This window comes from Undibacterium sp. GrIS 1.2, assembly GCF_040544435.1.
Taxonomy (GTDB): domain Bacteria; phylum Pseudomonadota; class Gammaproteobacteria; order Burkholderiales; family Burkholderiaceae_D; genus Undibacterium.
The window spans coordinates 81,295-98,326 of sequence record NZ_JBEONP010000002.1; the positions used below are offsets into that span (position 1 = coordinate 81,295).

Here is a 17,032-nt window from a genome sequence, read left to right on the forward strand (position 1 = left end):
CCAAACTGACTAATGCGTTCCGTCATTGCTCGTTTTAATATCCGCTGAAAAAAGAAAACCACTTTCTATGAGGTTATATATCGCATCAAGCAAAGCGCGTTGTTTGCAATTTAGCGCCTATTCCTCAGACTGATCTCTACCGGCAATAACTATATACTCCTGCATAGTATTATTTATTGTCCATATAAAGTCTGGACAATCAGGCAGTTTATTGAAAAATGGTGGGGAGTATATGGTTTTTTCGTATTCTTAGATTTCTCTGGATGATCATGCGCCGCCTGCAAAGCCGTTTTGACGCCACGCCTCATACACCACGATGGCGACTGTGTTGGACAGATTGAGACTACGGTTGTCGGGGCGCATCGGTAGCCGTATTCTTTGTTCGGACGGGAAGGACGCGCGTAACTCGGGCGCTAATCCGCGTGTCTCTGCGCCAAATACAAAATAATCGCCTGGCTGAAACTGTACGGAGGCAAAGGTGGATGAACCATGCGTCGTCATCGCAAACATACGCGTCAGATCGGGTTGCTCTTGTTCTAAAAACGCGGCGTAGTTTTTATGTACTTTCATCGTGGCGTAGTCGTGATAATCCAGACCAGCCCGCTTCATCTTGCTGTCATCTAGCGGAAAGCCGAGAGGTTCAATCAAGTGTAGCTGCACACCGGTATTGGCGCACAGCCGGATAATATTGCCGGTATTCGGCGGGATTTCGGGTTCGACCAAGACGACGTGGAACAAGGTGATTTCCTTTCAGCAGCGCTTTTTGCGCCGCTATAAATATGTTGGTTTTGTTAATGTATTAGTGGGGCAGGGTTCGGGCAAAAACATAATTGCTGATTCTACGTGCGCCAAAACGTTTTAACACAGTGGCGATTTCATGCAACGTGGTGCCGGTGGTCATGACGTCATCGACGATGCCGATATGCTTACCGTAAATTTGTTCAATCAATAGCTCGTTCGGGATGAAGGCGTTACGGACGTTTTTTTGTCTCTCATCAGGGTGCAGGCTACTTTGTCGGGCAGTGTTGCGGGTGCGTTCCAGCAAGTCGGGTAAAAATGGAATGCCAAGCTGACGAGATAAAGGTTTGCCAATCTCAACTGCCTGATTAAAGCCACGCTCAATCAATCTTTGCTGGCCTAGCGGCACCGCTGCCAGCAGATCAGGTAAATCGCCTTTAGCATCTTGCACAATCGCGTCGCGTAGCAAGTCGGACAATAGCGGCGCTAACATGAGCTGGTGTGCAAATTTGAGCGCCAGGGCTAATTGATCTACGGGTGCTACGTAATTGCAGGCGACGACAGTGTGATCAAAGCTGGGTGGGTTTGCGATACATTCGCCGCAGCGCACTCCACCTAGCGGTGTTTTTTCGATTGCAGCCGTCTGCGTGCTTTGCTCTATTTGATCTGATGATGTCGGCAGCGGCGTAGTGAGTTGTGTTGGTAGCTGAGTTAGCAGTGGCAGCGCGCACTGGCTGCAACGCGATACGCTTGCAGTGAAAAAATCCTCATAACAATCGGTACAGATCAATTCAGATTTTCTTGCAGACTTGTTTGACAGATGCAGGCCGCATAACGCGCACGAGGACGGCAAAAACTGGACAGTTTTTGCGAGCTGTGTGCTGATGGCGGTCGCTATTTTGGCGAAATGCATAGATGGCATGCGGCGAATTGAATGACAAGCGTGTAAACTCTGCGCATTATCGCACCCCCTCACACTGATTGCCATGCTCAGCGCCCCTATTGATTTAAGTCGTGTTCGTCGTTTGTTTGCAGATCCCCAAAAACTGGCGGGATCAGATTTTTTGCGTCGCGAAATCGCTAGCCGTATGCGGGAAAAATTAGAGCTGGTAAAAATACAGCCAGAACGTCTTCTGGATGCCGGTTGTGGTGAGGCAATCGATCTGATTCATATGCAGAGTTTGTTTCCGCAAGCGCATTTATTGGGGGTGGACGCATCGCTGCCGATGTTAAAGGCTGCGGCTGAGAAGCAAGCTAAGGCGCAGACTGCGGTTAGTCGAGTATTAGGGAAGTGGTTGCCAGCGGGTTTGCGCTCAAGTTCCCGGTCGGACTTGCTCTGCGCCGATTTTGCCCGTTTGCCGGTAGCGGCGAATACTGTCGATCTGGTCTGGTCGAATCTCGCTCTGCATTGGCATCCGCAACCCGATTTGGTCTTTGCTGAATGGCGACGGGTGTTGCGAACTGAAGGTTTATTGATGTTTTCTTGTTTCGGGCCAGATACTCTGATCGAATTGCGTCAGGTTTTTGCAAAAATTGACGGATTGCCGCATACCTTGCCATTTGTAGACATGCATGACTTTGGCGATATGCTGGTGAATGCTGGTTTTTCTACACCGGTAATGGATATGGAAAAAATCACCTTGACTTACAGCGACGTCGAAAAGCTCTTTGCCGATGTGCGTGCCTTGGGCGGCAATCCTCTTCTTACACGGCGCCAGGGCTTGCTGGGCAAACATGATTTTCGTCGTCTGTGCGACGCATTGCTACAGATGCGCGGTGCCGATGGCAGAATTCCGCTGACATTTGAGGTGGTATATGGGCATGCTTTCCGGCCAATACCCAAAAAATTAGTATCGGGGGAATCCATCATTCGCTTGGATTTTCCTAAAAAGTAATTTGGTATAGCGAAAATATTTTATAAATTTGCCGAAAATAGCAAATTTTAAGTGTCGTAATCTAGGCTCAATTTGCGCTTAATATTGGCGATTTGAACCGCATTCCGCTTGATATACCGCGGCTTTACGCCTTATACTCTCGCAGTTGTGGAAGTTGCCATCATGCATTGACGATCATTATTGAGTTAGAACACTAAGATATAACTTAAAGATGTAGTAAGAGTTCAATAAGGATTCAGTAAGCGCGTGTTGCAAATTAGGCACTTCTGTTAAAAGCATTCTAATGGGTTTTTTGGGGAAATCATGAAATACGCGAAGCGATTACCGTCGTTAATGCTTGGTGCCTCGCTCCTGGCGGCAGGTATGCCATCATGGGCAGTGGTGGATAGTCAGGGCGGTCCTGCAGTGATGCAGTTGAACTTGCAGACACCAGTGACGCAGATAGCATCACAAATTTATTCACTGCATAATTTGATGCTCGTGATTTGCCTGGTTATTTTTGTGGCTGTCTTTGGTGTGATGTTTTATTCGATTTTTAAACATCGTAAATCAGCAGGTCATAAAGCGGCGACTTTCCATGAAAGTACCACCGTCGAAATTCTCTGGACTATCGTCCCATTTATTATTGTGATCGCTATGGCCTTGCCAGCGACCAGAACAGTAGTAGCGATGAAAGATACGTCCAACGCAGATATCACGATCAAAGCAACCGGCATGCAATGGAAGTGGGGTTACGACTACCTCAAAGGTGACGGCGAAGGGATTTCTTTCTTGTCCACGCTGGCAACACCAAGATCCCAGGTCGGTTCTCCTGGCGTCGCTCCCTCTGAAGCACGTGGTGACAACTACTTGTTAGAAGTTGATAACGAAGTGGTCGTGCCGGTCAATAAAAAAGTTCGCCTGATTACTACTGCGAATGACGTCATTCATTCTTGGACTATCCCTGCATTTGGCGTAAAACAAGATGCGATTCCTGGTTATGTTCGTGATACGTGGTTTAAAGCAGAAAAGATCGGTACTTACCGCGGTCAGTGCGTGGAACTGTGCGGTAAAGAACACGCATTTATGCCTATCGTCGTCAAAGTCGTCTCTGATGCAGACTATAAAGTCTGGGTCGATGGTAAGAAAAAAGAAATGGCTGCAAAAGCAGACGACCCAAGTAAAGTCTGGACAGTGGATGAGTCTAAAGCGCGTGGGGAAAAGATTTATGCCGCGAATTGCGTAGCTTGTCACCAGGCTAATGGTAAAGGCGTACCAGGCGCATTTCCTGCCTTGGATGGTTCTGCAGTCGTGAATGGCCCGCGCGCCGGACAAATTGATATTTTGCTCAACGGTAAAAATAACAAAATGCCTGCATGGAAATCAGTTTTGTCAGATACAGAAATTGCTGCTGTAATTACTTACACACGTAATAGCTGGTCGAATAAAGCCGCCGAAAATATCGTTCAGCCAGCAGAAGTGCTCGCTGCTCGTAAGTAATAGCATAGTAAGAACAGGAGAAACTGATGAGCTCTACTACAGTCGCGCACGCTCACGACCACGCACATGATGACCACGCTCACGACCATCCACATGGCTGGCGTCGTTACTTATTTGCGACCAATCATAAAGATATCGGTAATTTGTATCTATGGTTCGCATTCACGATGTTGTTGTCTGGCGGTGTCTTAGCACTGATTATCCGTAGCGAATTATTTCAGCCTGGTCTGCAGTTAGTCCAGCCGGAATTTTTTAACCAGTTGACGACCATGCATGGTCTGATCATGGTGTTCGGTGCGATTATGCCGGCTTTCGTTGGCTTCGCTAACTGGATGATTCCGCTGCAAATCGGCGCGTCTGATATGGCGTTTGCCCGCATGAACAATTTCTCATTCTGGTTGATGCCTCCTGCTGCATTGTTATTGCTAGGCTCGTTCTGGGTTCCAGGTGGTGCAACTGCTGCCGGCTGGACATTATATGCACCGCTGTCCACGCAAATGGGACCTGGTATGGATATGGCGATTTTCGCCATCCACATCATGGGCGCTTCATCCATCATGGGTTCGATTAATATCATCACGACGATACTCAACATGCGCGCTCCTGGCATGACTTTGATGAAGATGCCGATGTTTTGCTGGACCTGGTTGATTACAGCTTATTTGCTGATCGCTGTAATGCCTGTCTTGGCTGGTGCGATTACGATGACATTGACTGATCGTCATTTTGGTACCTCTTTCTTTAATGCTGCTGGTGGCGGTGATCCTGTGATGTATCAACATATTTTCTGGTTCTTCGGACATCCAGAGGTATACATCATGATTCTCCCTGCGTTTGGTATCGTCTCGCAAATTGTTCCCGCATTTGCCCGTAAGCCTTTGTTTGGTTATGCTTCCATGGTCTATGCAACGTCGTCAATCGCGATTTTGTCTTTCATCGTTTGGGCGCATCACATGTTTACAACAGGTATGCCAGTGACTGCGCAGCTGTTCTTCATGTATGCAACGATGCTGATCTCTGTTCCTACCGGTGTCAAAGTATTTAACTGGATTGCGACGATGTGGAGAGGCTCGATGACGTTTGAGACGCCAATGTTGTTCGCAATCGGATTTATTTTTGTGTTCACGATGGGTGGTTTTACGGGTCTGATTCTGGCGGTAACGCCAATTGATATCCAGTTACAGGACACCTATTATGTGGTCGCTCATTTCCACTACGTATTAGTTGCGGGTTCTCTGTTTGCCTTATTTGCTGGTTACTACTACTGGAGTCCAAAATGGACCGGTTTTATGTATAACGAATTACGTGGCAAGATCCATTTCTGGGGTTCGCTGATTTGGTTTAACGTCACCTTCTTCCCTATGCATTTCTTAGGTCTGGCAGGTATGCCACGCCGTTACGCAGACTATCCCGCTCAATTTACCGACTTTAACCAAGTCGCTACGATTGGTGCATTTGGGTTTGGTTTGATGCAAGTGTATTTCTTGTTTGCAGTCGTTATCCCTTCCATCAAAGGTGGTAAGCCAGCGTTAGCAAAACCTTGGGATGGCGCAGAAGGTCTGGAATGGACAGTTCCAAGTCCAGCTCCTTTCCATACGTTTGAAGAACCACCAACCGTAAAATAAATTGGAGTAGAGCGTGTTCATCGCGCTCTTTAAAATAATGAGTAATAACAAGAAGGCCAATAACACGAGAACAGGGTTGATCCTGTTCACGGTTGCCTTAGTATTTTTTGTTGGTGTTATCGTTAAACAATCGTTTTTCCGCTAAGGCTAGCTAATGTCGGATGAGATAAAGCCAGACAAGTTTGGTCGCAAGCAACTGAACGCCAATATGCTGGGTAAGTTATTGGTGATCGCGGCATTGATGTTTGGTTTTGGTTATGCATTAGTACCCATTTACAAGCAAATTTGTGAATTGACTGGCGTAAATATCCTCACTCCGAAAGATATTTCCATAAAGGAAATTTCTAATTCGCAGATAGATCGTTCTCGTGAAGTGATTGTTGAGTTTGATGCAAATACCCAGGGGCCGTGGCGTTTTCGTCCTACCGTGTCTAGCATGAAAGTGCATCCGGGTGAAATGACGCAAGTTCTGTATGAAGTAGTAAATAAGCAGTCATACAAGATGGACGCACAGGCAATTCCTAGTTATGCGCCACAACAAGCGGCTGCCTACTTTAAAAAAATGGAATGCTTTTGTTTTAAGCAGCAAACATTAGAGGCAAACGAAGCAAGACAAATGCCTGTAGTGTTTTATATCGATCCGGAATTGCCTAAAGAAGTGAAGACAATAACTTTGTCGTACACATTTTTTGAGGTGGGCGGCAAACCAAAAACGGCTGCCGTCGCGACTGCAAGTAATGGTTGAGTATGGATGAATTAAAACTGGCAAGTAAGCGTAAAGCTTCATTTCTTGCAACCATGAGAGCAGTATGCTGGTCGTTTTTAGGAATACGCAAAAAGTCTGATTATGAGCAGGATGCAGCCCAATTAAATCCTGTTCACGTAATACTCGCTGGCATACTTGGAGCGATTATCTTCATAACGATACTGGTGTTAATAGTTAAAAGTGTCGTAGCAAAATAAAGTAACAAATTAAGTCTAAAAATTGTATCGGGAGATGGAAATGAGTTCTCAACACGCTAACGCACCATATTACTTTGTGCCGGGTCCGTCCAAATGGCCAGTTCTTGGCGGCACGTCTTTATTGTTGACCATGTTAGGCGCTTCGGCATGGGTTAATGGTGTGACATGGGGGGCGTATTTAAATTTTGCAGGTATTTTTCTTACGTTGGTTGTTTTGTACAATTGGTTTGGTGATGCAATTGCTGAGTCGGAAGGCGGGAAATACAGCGCTCGTATCGATGTTTCCTTCCGTTGGAGCATGAGCTGGTTTATTTTTTCCGAGGTGATGTTTTTCGGCGCATTCTTTGGTGCACTGTTCTATGCCCGTAGCATCTCTATGCCTTGGTTAGCAGATCTAGATCATAAAGTCTTATGGCCAGATTTTGCAGCACACTGGGGTAACACAGGTCCGGCAGGAACTATTGAAGCGTTTAAAACAATGACGCCGTTTCCTATTCCAACTATTAATACAGCACTTCTTCTCACGTCTGGTGTAACACTGACTCTCTCGCACCATGCTTTGCGTGCAGGACACAGAACGCAAACTGCAATCTGGTTGTTTGCTACGATTTTGTTGGGTGCAGTTTTTATGGGTTGCCAAGCTTACGAATATATCGAGGCTTACCATGATCTGAATTTGAAACTCACTTCAGGTATCTACGGCTCGACTTTCTTCTTACTAACCGGATTTCATGGCTTCCATGTAACGATGGGTGCGATTATGTTATCGGTAGTTTTGTACCGCGTGTTGAAAGGTCATTTCACGCCTGAGCAGCATTTCGCTTTTGAGGGTGCTGCATGGTACTGGCATTTTGTCGACGTAGTGTGGCTCGGCTTGTATGTTGTAGTGTACTGGTTATAGTCCTTATTTAACATTAACAAAAAGCCGCACAATGTGCGGCTTTTTGTTGAACGTCTCATCTGTTAGTGAGTCTCAATCTATATCGCTAGCGAATGCCTGTAGGTTGTATCAATCCAAAATGATTAGCGAGTAATATCAACAAAAACAAGCTAATCGAAAATCCTACCCTAAATGCTAATGCTTTTACCGTACGGTTACTTTTTCCTTTATCTTTCATCAGAAAAACCAATGCCGAACCCATGCTAAAGATAATCAGGAAAAAAGCAATTGCGACGAGAATTTTCATGTTGTCCTGCCAATTAAATAAACCCTCATTGTAATGCCTAATTTTAATGCGCTATTTGAAAGATGAACAAGTTTAGATTTCGCTTTATTCCCTTGGTTATCACAATCGCTCTGGTCATACTTGGAGTGAGCTTGGGGCAATGGCAAAGCAGAAGAGCGTTGGAAAAAGAATCGATAGCACAGGTCCTAGAACAACGTGGGCAGATGCCTCCCTTGGTGCTTGGTGCATCTGAAGCGAGGCTTCCAGAATCAAGCTATAGACGTGTCAGCTTAACGGGTCAGTTTGAAGCGGAGTGGCCAGTTTATTTGGATAATCGTCCTCTACACGGTGTCGCAGGATTCTATGTAGTGATGCCATTTAAAATACAGGGCACAGACAAATATGTTCTTGTAGGGAGAGGATGGCAACCTCGTGATGTAAATGAACGTACCCGTATGAGGCCATTAATCACCCCAAACCAGCCGATCACCATTGAGGGAGTTTTGCTGGAAAATTTTGGACATGTCATGCAGCTAGGACAGATGGGCGATTTGAAGCCGGGTGCTATTATTCAAAACCTGAACCCTGGAGATTTAGCTAAAAAAACTGGATGGAAAGTACAAGAGTTCGTCGTAGAACAAACTTCATTATCAGATGACGGTTTGCAACGTGATTGGCCTTTACCATCGTCTGGTTCGGATAAGCATAGAGCATATGAATTTCAATGGTACGCACTGTCCTTAATGGCAGTAATTTTTTTTGTAGTAACAGGATATCGTCGTGGAAAAAATAAATAATCAACATGCAGGTCGCTGGAAACTTTTTTTGGTCTTAGCTGTTTGTGCTGCACCAATGCTACTGTCGTATTTGTTTTATTTTGTGATTAAACCAGAAGGTCGGACTAATTACGGCGCAATTCTCGATCCTCGTCTTTATCCTATTCCAAAGTTGGATAGCGTCTTGCTGGGCGGTGAATTCAAGGAATTGAGTGCTTACAAAGGTAAGTGGTTAATGCTGCAAATTGATAGTGGCTCTTGTGCTACTGCATGCCAAAAAAAGATGTACGACATGCGTCAGCTACGCCTGGCGCAAGGCAAAGAAATGGATAGGATGGAAAGAGTTTGGTTGATTACGGATGATCAACCGATTGATACGGTGTTGATCCGCGAATATGATGGAATGCACATGCTGAAAGTATCTGCAGACAAGTTAAAAAAATGGCTGCCTGTCGATACGAATACACAAATTAGCGATCACATTTATATGATTGATCCTCTGGGTAATCTGATGATGCGCTTTCCTAAAGATGCTGATCCCAATAAGATAAAAAAAGACATCAGTAAATTATTGCGCGCTTCTGCCATCGGTTAGATCAGATTATGTGGATACAATTACTCATCACTGGCTTACTCATAGCGGTTTTGCCATTAAGTCTGGTTTGGGTGTCAGCCGATCAAAATAAATATCGCAAGTTAATCGCTGTTACTTTATTTTTGACTTTTGATCTGATTATGTTTGGGGCGTTTACCAGACTCACTGATTCTGGCTTGGGTTGTCCTGATTGGCCGGGTTGTTATGGCGAGGCTAATCCATTTCAGTCGCATAGTGCAATTCAGGCTGCCCAAACGGCAATGCCGCATGGTCCTGTAACGGTCACTAAAGCCTGGATCGAGATGATCCATCGCTACCTTGCGATGAGTGTGGGTGTATTGATTCTGGCTCAGATGATTATCGCCTGGTGGCATCGTAAAAGTACAAAAAACTCGGTCTTCTTGCCTACGGTTTTATTCTTGATGGTTTGCGTGCAAGGTGCGTTTGGCGCCTGGACGGTGACACTTAAATTGCAGCCCATTATCGTGACCACACATTTGTTGTTGGCAATGGGCTTGCTCGCTATGCTGGCATACTTGAATGCACAACAAAGCCATGCCTTGCAAGCTGTATCGAGTGATAGCAATGCCAGTGTGATTAATGCAAGTATGAGCCCAATCATATTGCTAGCAACTGTTGCATTGATTTTCGTTGTGATGCAAATTGCTTTGGGAGGGTGGGTTAGTACTAACTACGCTGCACTAGCCTGTCAAGATTACCCTTTGTGTAATGGACAGCTAATACCTGACATGGATTTTAACCACGGATTCTCTCTGTGGCGCAAATTAGGCCAAACCATGGCAGGTGATTATTTACCGTTTCAGGCACTGGTTGCTGTACATTGGGTGCATAGGAATTTTGCTCTGCTGGTGATTGCGGTCGTTGCTTGGGTTGGATATAAAGCCAGTAAAACTAAGGGCTTGTCGTCCTTGGGGAAAAAGATATTGCTGGTGATCGCCATACAATTTTTGAGTGGTGTATCTACAGTCTATTTTTCCTGGCCGCTTTTTATTGCGGTTTTGCATAACGGTGGCGCTGCGCTGCTGTTGCTATTGCTGACCATGTTAAACTACCGCGCCAGGCATTTGAAAAACGTCTAAGTAATATATGCCTGAAATCGGCCTGACATCGTGTATGTCCTCTCTCTTTAGTTCAATATGACGTCACTTAGTATTCCCTCTAACCGATACGCCCAGTACTGGGCCTTGACCAAGCCGCGTGTGACGCAATTGGCCGTGTTTTGTGCGGTGATCGGTATGTTTCTGGCGACGCCTGATTTGCCTGACTGGCGCTTGGTGGTCGCGGCCACGATCGGGATCTGGTTGTTGGCTGGTGCTGCATTCGCCATTAATTGTCTGGTTGAACGTGAGATAGATTCTCGCATGGCGCGTACCGCTCGCCGCGCATCGGCACAGGGTGAAATCGGCCCGATGCAGATTTTGATTTTTTCTGGCGTGATCGGCGGCCTCGGTATGTGGGTTTTGTACGCACTCGTGAATCCGCTGACGATGTGGCTCACCTTCATTACCTTCGTCGGTTATGCCGTGATTTATACGATTATTCTGAAACCAGCCACGCCACAAAATATCGTGATTGGCGGATTATCCGGTGCGATGCCGCCAGCGCTGGGCTGGGCTGCGATTGCTAACGATGTTCCTATGCAGGCATGGCTGCTGGTATTGATTATCTTTGTCTGGACGCCACCACATTTCTGGGCTTTGGCGATGTACCGTCGCGATGATTACGCCAAATCAGGTTTACCGATGTTGCCGATTACGCATGGTTTAGAATTTACTCGTTTCCATATCTGGCTTTATACGATTGCTTTATTCGCTACCACGATGTTGCCTTACGCTGTGCATATGAGTGGTCTTATCTATCTTGCCAGCGCAGTGATTTTGGGTGCCATTTTCTTATGGTACGCATGGCGTATTTATCGTCACTATGACGATGCGTTAGCACGTAAAACTTTTACATTTTCGATCGTATATTTATCGTTGCTATTTGCGGCTTTATTGGTCGATCACTATATAAAATTATGACTACTATGCTGCGTTTAATCGGAATTATATTGGTGTTGTGTTTGTCTGCTTGCGATAAACCTGCACCTCAATTTATTAACACTGATTTGACGGGATTAGACTACGCCAAAGATTTTGCGCTAACAGATCACAATGGCAAAGCCCGCACTTTGGCTGACTTTAAAGGTAAAGCAGTAGCAATATTTTTTGGTTATACCCAGTGCCCCGATGTTTGCCCTACCACGATGGCAGAGATGGCTACGGTCATGAAGCAGCTTGGAAGTTCGTCCGATAAGGTGCAGGTCTTGTTTGTTACCATCGACCCTGAACGCGACACGCAAGCCTTGCTTGCTGCTTATGTTCCTAACTTTGATTCCCGGTTTTTAGGTTTGTATGGCGATGCTGCTGCGACTGCCAAAGTAGCAAAAGAATTTAAAGTGTTTTATCAAAAAGCACCGGGTTCGACGCCAAGTTCTTACACCATGGATCACACTGCTGGTACGTATGTGTTTGACCCCGAAGGACGGATTCGTTTATTTGTACGCAATGGGCAAAGCACCGATGCTATTGTCCATGATTTGAAAATATTACTTCAATAGGACTTACGCAAAACTGTCTCAGCTGCGTAAGTCCTGTTAATAAAAAAGGCGCTCAGTTCAGAACTGAGCGCCTTTTTACTGTTCCTTCTGTGCCGTTAGCTAATTAAGCAAAGCTCGCTAAAGCGCCTTTCATTTTCTTCAATGCTGCACTTTCAATCTGGCGAATACGTTCTGCTGATACGCCGTATTCGCTAGCTAATTCATGCAAAGTTGCGCCTGAGCCGTCATCGTTTTTTAACCAACGAGATTCAACGATGTGACGTGAACGTGCATCTAGTTTGGATAATGCTGTTTCCAAGCCTTCGCTTTGCAAACGATCCCGCTGACGTGACTCTAGTACACGAGTCGGCTCTTCAGATTCCGTTTTCAGGTACGCGATAGGTGCAAATTTATCATCTTCGTCATCGGTTGGTGCATCCAAAGCAATGTCGCGGCCTGACAAGCGCATTTCCATCTCGATGACTTCTTCACGCTTCACGTCCAGAATTTTTGCCAGAGCGTCTACCTGTTTTGGCGACATCGAATCCAAACCCTCTTTATGGCTGCGCAGATTAAAAAACAGTTTGCGCTGTGCTTTAGTCGTTGCTACTTTGACTAAGCGCCAGTTTTTCAGGATGTATTCATGCATTTCTGCCTTGATCCAATGCATCGCATAAGACACCAGGCGCACACCTTGATCTGGATCGAAGCGCTTAACGGCTTTCATCAAGCCGATATTGCCTTCCTGGATCAAGTCTGCATGCGGCAAACCATAACCTAAATAGCCGCGCGCGATAGACACTACCAGACGCAAGTGCGACATAACCAGTTGCTGTGCGGCACTCAGATCATTATTTTGTGTGAGACGTTTGGCAAGATCAATTTCTTGCTCATGCGTCAGCATAGGCAGACGGTTGACTGCCGAGATATAGGCGTCGATATTGCCCAGCGTGCCAGTAAAACCGAGTGCAAGCGCTGTGCTATCCGAAGTTGGCATCACAGATGTCGATGATTGATTCATTCTTCCTCCTTATCCCGTCTATTTAGCGTGACTTTTGGGCTAAATCAGACATTTCAAGCCCTTATATTAGCACTCTCTTGAATTGAGTGCTAATACTCCAAATTTATATGCTTAAGCTAATTGATCGCTATTGATTTTTGATTGCTTATACGAAATAGCTATATTGATTTAGAGCAGGGAAACTTAGAAAAGTTGCAGCGGTTTTGCTTAAGTCTTGTTGAATTAAGGTTTAGCTAGCGCGTGCGAGTTGTCGGCGTACCGATAGAAAAGCACCAAACAGCCCGAGCACCACACTAGTTGCTAACAAGGCGAGGCTAGCCAACAATCCTAGCGGCACCAAGTGGAATTCCGATGCGTAGAGTTTGGCGAATTCTGCAATTGCCTGATTCAGCGGACGCAGAGACACTGCAATCAATGCCAATGCGGCGCAGCCAGCGAGCAATCCCAGTAGCGCGCCTGTGTAGTAATAGGGCCGGTGAATAAAGCTATTGGTCGCGCCAAGCAGACGGGCTATTGCAATTTCAGCCTGATGGGAGATCACTTGCAGACGCGTAGCGTTAAAAATCACCACGATCACCACCACGCTCAATGTAACCGCCAAAAATAGTAAGGATAATTGCAAAACTTGCACTAAAGCTGCCAGCCGTTTTACCCAAGCTGAATCAACTTGAACCACATCAACTCCTGGCAGACTTTTTAACTGTACTGTCAGAAACTCTACCCGGTTAGCATCTGAGTTGGATAGTGATAACACATAGGCGTCTGGCAGAGGATTGCCGCCCAAAGTCGATAAAACCTCTGCCAGGCTGGAGGTTTCTTCCATTGCCGCTAATGCTTTGTCCTTGGTCACAAAAGTGAGTTTGGCACTGACATTGGCATCTTTCAGTAGTTTTTTGATTGGCAGAGCTAATGCTATCGCGTCGGCGCGTGGTGTGTCTGGTGTCAAAAATACACTGATCTCTGGCTCAATCGAGAGCTGAGTTGAAATCGGGCGAATATTTTCGATCAGCGTTAATCCGGCAATCGGCAAAGCCAAAGCAATCGCGACCACTAGAACGTTAAATAAGAAATTGCCAGGGCTGGCGCGTAGATGAGCCAACGCACTTTTTAAGCCAAACAAATGCTGACGAAACCAGACGGTCATATAATTTTTTCCTGTTGCTTCAGACTTGAGGTGTTTCTTGAGATTGGATCAGTTTATGCCGCCATAGAGGATGATTGCCAGGAGTCACACAATTGCCCATGATTTAAATAAATCACTCGGCTGGCCTGATCTAAAAACTGTTCATCATGACTAGAGATAATACAAGTCACGCCGGCACTCTGGAAGGCTTTGAGCGCACTGATGACTTTGTTTGCATTGTCTCTGTCCAGAAAAGCGGTAGGTTCATCTGCCAGAATGATTTGCGGGCGATTGACAATTGCGCGGGCAATGGCAACCCGTTGTTGCTCGCCGCCTGACAAGGCCAGGGGCATAGCATCCGCTTTATCTGCTAAGCCTACTTTTTCCAGGGCAGTGCGGGCACGGGTTTCTGCCTCGCTGGCAGAAGCGCTGACGACAATCAGCGGCAACATGACATTTGCCAGCACGCTACGGTCTAACAGCAAGCCTTTGTCCTGCAAAATCAGACCCAGTTTGCGGCGTAGATAAGGAATGCTGCCTGACTTTAGCTTGCCGATGTCTTGTCCGTTCACGCTGACGGTGCCGCTGCTAGGGCGTTCAATGCCTGCGATCATCTTCAACAGCGTTGATTTGCCCGCGCCTGAGGGGCCAGCTAAAAAAATCAATTCACCGGGTTTGATGGTGAGCGAAATATTGCGCAAAGCGACGGCGTCGCGTGAATATTCTTTAGAAACTTGCTGAAACTCTATCATCGGCAACATCCTTGATCTGGCTAAATAAATCAATGCAAATCAATGCAAATTGGTGAAATTAATTGAGCAGAGCATCCACAAATTCCTGAGCATTAAACGGTTGCAAGTCTTCAATCTGCTCGCCCACGCCGATGAAATAAACCGGTACCGGACGGGTTTTGGCAATCGCTGCTAATACGCCACCTTTGGCAGTACCATCGAGCTTGGTAATCACTAAGCCTGTCAGTGTGAGTGCATCATCAAATGCTTTTACCTGAGTTAAGGCATTTTGTCCGGTATTGCCATCAATGATCAATAAGACTTCTTGCGGTGCGCCATCCATGCCTTTGCCGATGACGCGCTTGATTTTTTTCAGCTCCTCCATCAAGTGCAACTGGGTCGGTAAACGACCTGCTGTATCCACCATCACAACGTCTATCCCTTTGGCACGGGCGGATGCGACTGCATCGAAGGCGACGGCCGCCGGGTCGCCAGATTCTTGCGAAATCACAGTGACGTTGTTGCGTTCGCCCCAAATCGTCAGTTGCTCACGTGCCGCTGCACGGAAAGTGTCACCCGCTGCGAGTAATACGGACTGTTGATTTTTCTGCAGATGTTTTGCTAGTTTGCCGATCGTAGTCGTTTTACCCGCGCCGTTGACGCCGCTAATCATCATCACCAAGGGTTGATGACGACCCAGCTCCAAAGGTTTTTGCAGCGGTGTCAGCAAATCTAAAAGCAAGGTCTTGAGGGCGAGTCTGACTTGCTCGGCCTCGGTTAATTTTTCTTCCTTGACCTTTTTCTTCAAACCATCCAACAAAAATTGCGTTGCTTCTACGCCGGCGTCGGAGGTCAGTAGTGCGGTTTCTAACTCTTCATATAAGTCATCGTCGATTTTTGCGCCGACAAATAGCGTGGTCAGGTTGGACGATGTTTTAGACAGTCCTGCTTTTAAACGACTGATCCAGGAGCGTTTTTCACTGACAGCTTCTGTGGCTTGATCGCTGCTGGCCAAAGATTCTGGCACAGTTAATGACGCGGTTGATGAGGCTGCTTCTGCGCTGGGTAGCGCTACTGTGGTTGGCAGCGAAGCAGGTTCTTCTTTGGGTTTTTTCTTGAAAAAGCTAAACATCGAGGTTTTAATAGGACAGAAGACGAACAGGTTAGAATGCAGCCATTCTAACAGAGCCCTATTGCCAGATTGACGAGCCTTGTGGTGCGCAGAGCTAATTTGTTGTCGATTGGCTGGTCTTGGGCGATCTTGAGGGAGTTTTGCTTACCTTACCTTACCTTACCTTACCTTACCTTACCTTACCTTACCTTATCTTATGCTGTTAAGCCTTAGCGCTAAATAAGCTTAGTTTTTTGGTGTAGTAACGCTCTTCTCGGTGCGTAATGTGGGTTGCATTTCATTAGTAGGATAGATACTCGTAGCTAGTATATTTGAGTTGTCCAAGCAATCGCTGGACAATAGAGCTGTTTCCCATAAAAAAATGGGGAGTATATTGATTTCTCTTCTATTGTTATAGTTTGTATTTTTAAGTAGGTTTTGTAATTCATGAATAAAATTGATTTCTTTTTCAAGCAGCTTAAAACTGCGCAACCTGACTCTCGTGCATGAAAGCTAAACCTAAAAAACCGACCACGCCCGCTGGTCCCAAGCGCGTTCCGCATCAGGTACGTATTATTGGCGGCCAGTGGAAGCGGACTTTGTTGCCCGTGATTGATGCCGAGGGTTTGCGCCCGACTCCTGATCGTGTCAGAGAAACTATTTTCAATTGGCTGGGACATTTGCTGGACGGCAGATGGCCAACCGTGCGCTGTCTTGATTTGTTTGCTGGCAGCGGCGCGCTGGGTTTTGAAGCCGCCAGTCGCGGTGCAGCTGCAGTCACAATGGTGGAATACCACACGCCCGCTTTTAAGCAGCTAGAGCAAGTCCAGCAAAAACTGGGCGCGCAGCAAATTGCCTTAGTTCGTGGCGATGCCTTGACGGTGGTGCAGTCGCTGGTAGCGCGCCAGCAACAATTTGATTTGATTTTTCTCGACCCGCCTTTTGCGCAAGGATTTTTAACCAAGATCGTGCCGCTGTGCGCCAAGTTGTTGGCGGCTGGTGGCTTGTTATATGTCGAAGCAGAAGCGGCCTTGCCAGAAGATCCTGCCGATCCGGCGTATCCAGAATGGTTGATTGATTGGAAACTGATTCGTGCAGATCAGGCAGGGAGTGTGTATTTCCACATACTGCAACGCAACATCTTGACACATGACATGCCCGAAATTCAGGCATAATGCCTTCTCAAATTGGTGCATAGACACAAAATCAG

At 46.3% G+C, this 17,032-nt stretch carries 20 protein-coding genes; 13 read left to right on the forward strand and 7 right to left on the reverse strand.

Annotation, left to right across the window (positions count from 1 at the left end; all coding sequences use genetic code 11):
* Positions 1–267: 267 nt before the first annotated feature.
* Positions 268–738, reverse strand: coding sequence for a tRNA (uridine(34)/cytosine(34)/5-carboxymethylaminomethyluridine(34)-2'-O)-methyltransferase TrmL (gene trmL, locus AAKU61_RS01350; RefSeq protein WP_322120989.1), 471 nt, complete (start codon positions 736–738; stop codon positions 268–270).
* Between the two features lie 61 nt (positions 739–799).
* The gene (locus AAKU61_RS01355; RefSeq protein WP_354328969.1) at positions 800–1,660 is read right to left on the reverse strand and encodes a ComFC family protein; all 861 of its coding nucleotides are present in this window, start codon (positions 1,658–1,660) and stop codon (positions 800–802) included.
* Positions 1,661–1,724: 64 nt separating this feature from the next.
* Here AAKU61_RS01355 and AAKU61_RS01360 point away from each other — a divergent pair, with 64 nt between their 5' ends.
* The 7 genes from AAKU61_RS01360 (at position 1,725) to AAKU61_RS01390 (ending at position 7,601) form a co-directional block, all read left to right on the forward strand.
* Positions 1,725–2,633, forward strand: coding sequence for a methyltransferase domain-containing protein (locus AAKU61_RS01360; RefSeq protein WP_354328971.1), 909 nt, complete (start codon positions 1,725–1,727; stop codon positions 2,631–2,633).
* A 303-nt stretch (positions 2,634–2,936) separates the two neighbouring features.
* Positions 2,937–4,112: a cytochrome c oxidase subunit II gene (coxB, locus tag AAKU61_RS01365; protein ID WP_354328973.1), complete on the forward strand. Its 1,176-nt coding sequence runs from the start codon at positions 2,937–2,939 to the stop codon at positions 4,110–4,112.
* A gap of 26 nt (positions 4,113–4,138) precedes the next feature.
* On the forward strand, positions 4,139–5,737 hold the full coding sequence (ctaD, locus tag AAKU61_RS01370) for a cytochrome c oxidase subunit I (RefSeq protein ID WP_354328975.1): 1,599 nt from the start codon (positions 4,139–4,141) through the stop codon (positions 5,735–5,737).
* 37 nt (positions 5,738–5,774) lie between these two features.
* The gene (locus AAKU61_RS01375) at positions 5,775–5,882 is read left to right on the forward strand and encodes a cytochrome oxidase small assembly protein (protein WP_322121675.1); all 108 of its coding nucleotides are present in this window, start codon (positions 5,775–5,777) and stop codon (positions 5,880–5,882) included.
* 9 nt (positions 5,883–5,891) lie between these two features.
* Entirely contained in the window at positions 5,892–6,482 is a 591-nt protein-coding gene (locus tag AAKU61_RS01380; RefSeq protein WP_354328977.1) for a cytochrome c oxidase assembly protein, read from the forward strand.
* Between the two features lie 2 nt (positions 6,483–6,484).
* Positions 6,485–6,700, forward strand: a complete 216-nt coding sequence (locus tag AAKU61_RS01385) for a DUF2970 domain-containing protein (protein ID WP_354328979.1) — start codon at positions 6,485–6,487, stop codon at positions 6,698–6,700.
* Between the two features lie 40 nt (positions 6,701–6,740).
* Positions 6,741–7,601, forward strand: coding sequence for a cytochrome c oxidase subunit 3 (locus AAKU61_RS01390; RefSeq protein WP_322120996.1), 861 nt, complete (start codon positions 6,741–6,743; stop codon positions 7,599–7,601).
* An 85-nt stretch (positions 7,602–7,686) separates the two neighbouring features.
* Here AAKU61_RS01390 and AAKU61_RS01395 read toward each other — a convergent pair whose 3' ends face one another.
* Entirely contained in the window at positions 7,687–7,887 is a 201-nt protein-coding gene (locus AAKU61_RS01395) for a twin transmembrane helix small protein (RefSeq protein WP_322120997.1), read from the reverse strand.
* Between the two features lie 62 nt (positions 7,888–7,949).
* On the opposite strand from AAKU61_RS01395, the gene AAKU61_RS01400 reads away from it, so the two are divergent.
* Genes AAKU61_RS01400 through AAKU61_RS01420 form a run of 5 tightly spaced genes read left to right on the forward strand, consistent with a single transcriptional unit; the run spans position 7,950 to position 11,857 of the window.
* Positions 7,950–8,663: an SURF1 family protein gene (locus AAKU61_RS01400; protein ID WP_354328981.1), complete on the forward strand. Its 714-nt coding sequence runs from the start codon at positions 7,950–7,952 to the stop codon at positions 8,661–8,663.
* On the forward strand, positions 8,647–9,237 hold the full coding sequence (locus AAKU61_RS01405; RefSeq protein ID WP_503012565.1) for an SCO family protein: 591 nt from the start codon (positions 8,647–8,649) through the stop codon (positions 9,235–9,237). The genes AAKU61_RS01400 and AAKU61_RS01405 overlap by 17 nt, the downstream gene beginning before the upstream one ends.
* A gap of 8 nt (positions 9,238–9,245) precedes the next feature.
* The gene (locus AAKU61_RS01410) at positions 9,246–10,337 is read left to right on the forward strand and encodes a COX15/CtaA family protein (protein WP_354328983.1); all 1,092 of its coding nucleotides are present in this window, start codon (positions 9,246–9,248) and stop codon (positions 10,335–10,337) included.
* Positions 10,338–10,394: 57 nt separating this feature from the next.
* The gene (gene cyoE, locus AAKU61_RS01415) at positions 10,395–11,279 is read left to right on the forward strand and encodes a heme o synthase (RefSeq protein WP_322121000.1); all 885 of its coding nucleotides are present in this window, start codon (positions 10,395–10,397) and stop codon (positions 11,277–11,279) included.
* Positions 11,276–11,857: an SCO family protein gene (locus AAKU61_RS01420; protein WP_503012566.1), complete on the forward strand. Its 582-nt coding sequence runs from the start codon at positions 11,276–11,278 to the stop codon at positions 11,855–11,857. The genes cyoE and AAKU61_RS01420 overlap by 4 nt, the downstream gene beginning before the upstream one ends.
* Positions 11,858–11,960: 103 nt before the next feature.
* On the opposite strand, the gene rpoH is transcribed toward AAKU61_RS01420, so the two are convergent.
* The 4 genes from rpoH to ftsY form a co-directional block, all read right to left on the reverse strand.
* Positions 11,961–12,857 (reverse strand): RNA polymerase sigma factor RpoH, encoded by an 897-nt coding sequence (gene rpoH / locus AAKU61_RS01425; protein ID WP_322121002.1) that lies wholly within the window; start codon positions 12,855–12,857, stop codon positions 11,961–11,963.
* 229 nt (positions 12,858–13,086) lie between these two features.
* A complete protein-coding gene (locus tag AAKU61_RS01430) occupies positions 13,087–14,001 on the reverse strand; it encodes a cell division protein FtsX (RefSeq protein ID WP_322121003.1) in 915 nt (304 codons plus the stop codon).
* Between the two features lie 53 nt (positions 14,002–14,054).
* Complete coding sequence (locus AAKU61_RS01435; protein ID WP_354328986.1) at positions 14,055–14,732, reverse strand: cell division ATP-binding protein FtsE; 678 nt, start codon at positions 14,730–14,732, stop codon at positions 14,055–14,057.
* A 58-nt stretch (positions 14,733–14,790) separates the two neighbouring features.
* Positions 14,791–15,843 (reverse strand): signal recognition particle-docking protein FtsY, encoded by a 1,053-nt coding sequence (gene ftsY / locus AAKU61_RS01440; RefSeq protein WP_354328988.1) that lies wholly within the window; start codon positions 15,841–15,843, stop codon positions 14,791–14,793.
* 485 nt (positions 15,844–16,328) lie between these two features.
* Between ftsY and rsmD the strand changes: the two genes are divergently transcribed.
* Positions 16,329–16,997 (forward strand): 16S rRNA (guanine(966)-N(2))-methyltransferase RsmD, encoded by a 669-nt coding sequence (gene rsmD / locus AAKU61_RS01445; RefSeq protein WP_354328990.1) that lies wholly within the window; start codon positions 16,329–16,331, stop codon positions 16,995–16,997.
* Positions 16,998–17,032 lie beyond the last annotated feature (35 nt).